The 5,231-nt window shown below is 58.5% G+C and carries 4 protein-coding genes; 1 reads left to right on the forward strand and 3 read right to left on the reverse strand.

The window, feature by feature from the left end; translation table 11 throughout:
* Window positions 1–3 precede the first annotated feature (3 nt).
* From AC0QUY_RS42085 to AC0QUY_RS42095, 3 genes are read right to left on the reverse strand one after another with little or no spacing between them, the layout of a single operon-like run.
* Window positions 4–1,026 carry a HupE/UreJ family protein gene (locus tag AC0QUY_RS42085; protein WP_475391677.1) on the reverse strand — a complete coding sequence of 341 codons (1,023 nt, stop codon included), beginning with the start codon at window positions 1,024–1,026 and terminating at the stop codon, window positions 4–6.
* The gene (locus AC0QUY_RS42090) at window positions 1,023–1,832 is read right to left on the reverse strand and encodes a peptidyl-prolyl cis-trans isomerase (protein ID WP_475391679.1); all 810 of its coding nucleotides are present in this window, start codon (window positions 1,830–1,832) and stop codon (window positions 1,023–1,025) included. The genes AC0QUY_RS42085 and AC0QUY_RS42090 overlap by 4 nt, the downstream gene beginning before the upstream one ends.
* Window positions 1,833–1,882: 50 nt before the next feature.
* Window positions 1,883–3,832 (reverse strand): DUF3604 domain-containing protein, encoded by a 1,950-nt coding sequence (locus AC0QUY_RS42095; RefSeq protein ID WP_475391680.1) that lies wholly within the window; start codon window positions 3,830–3,832, stop codon window positions 1,883–1,885.
* Window positions 3,833–4,206: 374 nt separating this feature from the next.
* On the opposite strand from AC0QUY_RS42095, the gene gntH reads away from it, so the two are divergent.
* Window positions 4,207–5,231, forward strand: a 1,025-nt coding sequence (gene gntH / locus AC0QUY_RS42100; RefSeq protein WP_475391682.1) for a guanitoxin biosynthesis MBL fold metallo-hydrolase GntH, incomplete at its 3' end; no start/stop codon positions are given.

Genomic DNA, 5,231 nt, shown 5'->3' on the forward strand with positions numbered 1-5,231 from the left:
CGGCTACACAAAAAAGCCCGTAGTGCGCTCAACCAGCCAGTAGGCCGCTACGATGCCTATGGCGTAGGCGACGGCCACATCCAGCCGGTCAAGGGCTGGCTGTATCCGCACTGGCTGCAATAATTGTGAGGTCACATAGCGTAACAACGATATGACCGACAACACTGCGGCGACAAAGATAAGCTGCCCGACCTCCACCCCAATATTGAAAAACAGCAGCGCAACGGGGATCGCATGTTGAGGTAATCCCACCTCCGCCAGCGCTCCGGCGAAGCCAAAACCGTGTAAGAGACCAAAGCTGAAGGCAATCAGCCATGGCAGACGCTCTGTCAGACTCGGCTTTCCGCGGCGCGCATTTAGAATCTCGGCCGAAACAAGCATAATGCTAAGCGCTATGGTTGCTTCAAGAGGCGGACCCGGCACGTTCACGAAACCGAGCGTTGCCGCGGCAAGCGTAATGCTGTGCGCGATGGTGAATGCTGTCACTGTAAGGGCGACGCGGGCCCAGCCTCGAACGAGGATCACCAGCGCCAGCACAAAGAGCAGGTGATCGAAGCCGAAAAGAATGTGTTCGACGCCAAGGCGAAGATAGGTCGCCGCCACTTCTCCAGCGCCGGGCACGGCGCGAATGATAAATGCTGTCTTCGTCGGGGAAAGCCGCTCGGTCTGTATTGCGCCTGCAAGGCTTTCTATCCGAGCCAGTACATCAGTCGATGTGGCCGACAGGCCCTCAATCGATACCGTCTGCCCGGCGAGCCCTCCATCCCGCCGAATGCTGCGGCGTTCGACATAGGCCCCCTCGCTAAATGACGCCCGTGGCGGCGCTACATCTTGAGTGCCTTCAGGCAGTTTGATGTAGATCGCGAGCCGCAAATCGTCCCCCCGCGCGGGGATCTTAAAAAGCAGGTTATAGGCGTCAGGGCTGGTCTGGCGCATTTCAAGATAGCCAGGCCGAAGTTCATCCGAGAAGGCAAGTTGCGGCAGCAGCACCGTCAGAACGGCAAATAGAAAACGGAAGCGATTCATCGGCTGGCGGCCTCCGCCGCCTTCTCCCGAGGCTCCTCCACCACGATTTCGTAGCGCTCCCGCAGCGAGGCATAAAGCTTCTGTTCCGCCTCAAGGCGCCGCGCATTCGCCCACTCTCGGCGGACGGCTGGTCGGACATCATCGAGCGGTGGCAGGCTTCCTGGCACTCGTTCGCTGATAAAGACGAAATGCTGCCCAAAGCCCGAAGCAACCGGTCCCTGCCAGCGGCCCTCTTCCAGGGCGAGTATCCGCTTGGCAAACCTTTCACCAAATTGGTTCATTACCTTTGTTGTCGAGACGCCACGAAACTCCTCGCCAAGCAGGAAGGGATCGCCAAGTGCCGCTGTATCTACAGCCGCGTCGGCGCGAGCCAGGATGCTGGCAACCTGTTGGCTATCGCTGTCGATGGTATTCTGGCGCCGCGTAGCACTCAGGAAGACGTGACGGAATGTGAGATGGTCCTCGGCCCTGAAGCGCTCCGGATTGGCTGCGAGATAGGCCGCAAGCTGCTCATCATTCGGCTCCGGTACGGACATGTCCTCGGCGAGAAATTCCATCTTCTGCCGCACACGGCGGCGAATGACGGCGTCGTCGCGGTCCAGTCCAGCCGCCCTGCCTTCGCGGTAGAAAACCTCGTCGCGGATGTAGTCCTCAATCAGGCCCTGCAGTTCCTGCTCGCTTGGCGGTCGCCGCCACGTCCGGGCAAATCCGTCGCCAAGGTTGGCGATCCGCGAGGCGGAAACGACGATCTTCTCGGGCGCCTCCGCGCTTTGCTTGCCGACCAGGCCGTAGAGCGCGAACAGCATTGTACCGAGAGCGAGGAACTGGAGTAATGGCTCCCTCAGCAGCCGAGCGATCAAGGCGTGTACCAGATCGGTGAAGTGTATGCGCGTTCTGTGGTGGTCATCGTAGCTTCCGCCGGCATCTTGATACCGAAGTATTTTGCGTCATAGGCCGTCCAACGCGGAGTCGGAATTTCGATCACGCGCACATAGTAGAAGGCGCGTAGCGCCGGATCGAAGTCGGGATCCTTCCAGACTGTAATCATCTCGCCCGCGCCGATCGTGTTGGTCCATGTCGCGTTGGCGACATCGACGGTGCTTCCGACCGCTGTTCTGCTGCGGCCATCGGCATCGATCTTGCGGCCTCCGGATACTGCGACGTCGTAAATTCGTTCCTGGGTCTGGCCGTCCTTTCCGACCCAGCCCTTGATGACCTGGATGCGGTCCAGATTTGCGCCGATCGGATCCTTCAACGCGGCGACAAGGAAGGTGGGCGACTTTCCATTTGGGGCGCCGCTCAAGTCTCCGCCCATCGGCACGCCCTTGGTATAGCCAATTCGGGCCGGCATGCGGTTGTTGGCATCCGCAGCCTCAAAATCCCAGCCGCCGAAGAAGCGAACGGCCATGCGCGGACCGGTGGTGGCATAGGTCTCGCGCCGCTTCATGGCGTCGAAAATCGCCTCGCGGGTATTCTCCGTGGCCCATACCGCAGCATAGCCGGATGACGTCTGCTCCCAGCCCATGATGACGCCCTTGTCGGTTTTGGCGAAGGGATGCGTCGCCCGGTCGGGACTTGGTTCGGCAGAAGATGTCTTGCCGAAGAAGTTATCCTCCTCGACCCCCGCAAGCCCGGTATGAGCATCGGTGCTGCCGACCAGACCAAACTTGTAAGGATTTACGCCTAGTTCAGCTTCCATCTTGAGGCCGTTTTTCAGTGCCGAGCGGACGTACTCGAACTCAAGCATGTCAGGTTTTTTGACTACGGTGAGATCAAGGTTACCCTTGTCCCAGCGCTCAAAGTTCGCGAACTCGTCGTTAGGCGAAAGAAATGGATGGGTTTCGCCATCGCCTTTGATCTGCGTGGCTTCATAAAGCGGCTCCCAGCGCACGCGGTTCTCCGCATATTCGCGGTCGATTCGTTTTCCGTTGAATGACTCGATGATCGGAAACATCCGGCCGTTGCTCAGATTTCCGTTGTGCGCAAGCGCGAGAAGTTCGGCGCCGGTTTTTTCTTCGACCATCGCCATCCATTTCCAGAGATCACGAGGATTCGCACTGCCAAGCGGCGGTTGCGTCGTGAAGGGTTCGATGAGGCTCGCCTTGGCTCCGTTGTCGCGCCAGATGACATTGCGATGAAGGTTGTTACCACCCTCACCGGAGGTCCATTCATAGCCGATGAAAGCAGTGAAACGGCCCGGTTCATTGGCTTCGTCGGCCGCCTTGATCGTTTCGCGCCAGGCGCTGCGATAGGCCGGCGTTCCCGGCGTGGGAAAGCCCTTGGGCAGTTGGCCCCTGCCGAAGCTGGTAATGATATCAACGGCGGCCTGGGCACCCTTGCCCGAAGTGATCTCGTCGTACCACTTCCGACCTTGCGGCGTTGCCAGCAGGGTCGGATCGCCTCCCATCAGTTGCGGGAAAAAGCCCATGCCGTCTGAATGATCCGTCACCACCATGAAATCCAGCGGTCGCGATAGTTTCGCGCGTTGTCCGCTGGAAGCGATAACTTCCTCGCCCTTGGCAAAGCGATAAGCGTCCTTTGGGCCGAGCCGAGCTCCGAACGCGCCGGCGTCCATCGAGTAAGAGGTGTGCGTGTGCGTGTCGCCGAAGTACGGCCGTGTCGGGAAATTGCGTCCCGCATATGGCGAGTAAGGCGGTTTGGTGGGGAACGCCTTGTCGGCCGTCTCCTTGTCAAGCGTGCCGATATCCGTGGTTGCATCTTCTGCCGTGACAGTCGTGGCAAACGCGCCTGCAGCACAAACGAAAGCCAGCACGGCTCCGGAAATGGAGGACAAACGGAACAGCATCAGCGCGCTCCTACAATCCGGTGAAATATTGCGGCAGGATATCAGTTCAGCGCAGGACCTGGTCAAAGATATTGGACGCAGGTGATGTCTCAAATAATTCGATTTAACGCGACGTTAGGCTTTCTCTAAACCGCTTGGAAGCCACAAAGCAGTTAGGGCAGCCATGCTACCGCTTTTCCGGGGTGTTGCCATGACCCGGCGCTGTGGCGCTTTCGCCTGTAAGGCTCGCCGCGGGAGCATCGCTGCTTTATTGATTTCGTTACTTGGTCACCATCCGGCGCGCCGGAGCCACGGATTTAGTCCGCAGCACAACATTACTCTCCGTGGCTTCTTCCGTTTTCTGACAGAGTGCCATCACGAAAGGGAGAGAATAGATGAAAACCCCGGCACGAATAATCCTGATTGTCCTGGCGATGATCAGTCTACATTCAGTATCTCCCGCACAGGTGCCCAGCCTCTCGATCACTCCAGAGCAGTTGCAGGAGCTTGAGAGGAAGGGGTTTCAGGCAGACCCGAAGATCCTGCAGGATATTGCCACGGCTGGCCGACCACTCGGACGTTGGAAGGAAGGGCTCATGTTTGACGGCATCGCACCGATGTCGTGGCTGAAGAGCGCAGCCAACTGGACCCCAGGTACGGAAGAGGTGCAGCCGGAGGAAATCCGCGTCACCTTCATGGGGAGTTCGCCGTTGCCGCGACCAGGCCAAATGGGCACGTCGATCTATGTCGAGCTTGGCAACGGCGACCGCTTCATCTTCGATTTCGGGCCCGGCTCCATCGCTAACTATTTGGCCTCCCGCGTACCGCTGAATCAGATCAACGACATCTTCATTACCCATCTGCACTGGGATCATTTCGCTTCTGTGCCGTATGCCTTCGTGTTTGGTGCCTGGGGTGGCCGCTGGCATGAAACCTTCCGGATTAACGGCCCCTCTGGACGAACCCCGAAACACGGCATCAATCATATGGTGCATCATATGAAGGAGATGTTGTTTTGGCACATGGAGAACTTCAGTGCCGGTAGCCCGATTGGCAAAGGCTATGACATCGAAGTCAACGAGTTTGACTACAGAAATGACGGAGGTGTGGCCTACGAAAAGAACGGTGTAAGGATCACCCATTGGCAACAATCCCATGGGAGCGATGGTGCCTCAGCCTATCGTCTTGATTGGAACGGCATGTGCGTGGCGTTCACCGGAGATGGTCGCCCCAATTCGCTGACAATAACGTACGCCAAGGGCTGCGACCTGCTGATCACCGAAATTCAGCCGGAGACGGTGGCCATCAGTTCGTCGGTGTCGGGCACAATGCCCCTGACTTCCCGCACGACCATTGATGGCTGGCACAATCCCGCCTACGCCGCTGGCTACCTCTACAATGAAGTGAAGCCGCGTCTCGC

It is taken from the genome of Bradyrhizobium sp. WYCCWR15520 (assembly GCF_056174665.1).

Coding starts and splice junctions, on each gene's coding strand:
- AC0QUY_RS42085 (WP_475391677.1), bottom strand. CDS start 1,026: ATGAATCGCTTCCGTTTTCTATTTGCCGTTCTGACGGTGCTGCTGCCG.
- AC0QUY_RS42090 (WP_475391679.1), bottom strand. CDS start 1,832: ATGCTGTTCGCGCTCTACGGCCTGGTCGGCAAGCAAAGCGCGGAGGCG.
- AC0QUY_RS42095 (WP_475391680.1), bottom strand. CDS start 3,832: ATGCTGTTCCGTTTGTCCTCCATTTCCGGAGCCGTGCTGGCTTTCGTT.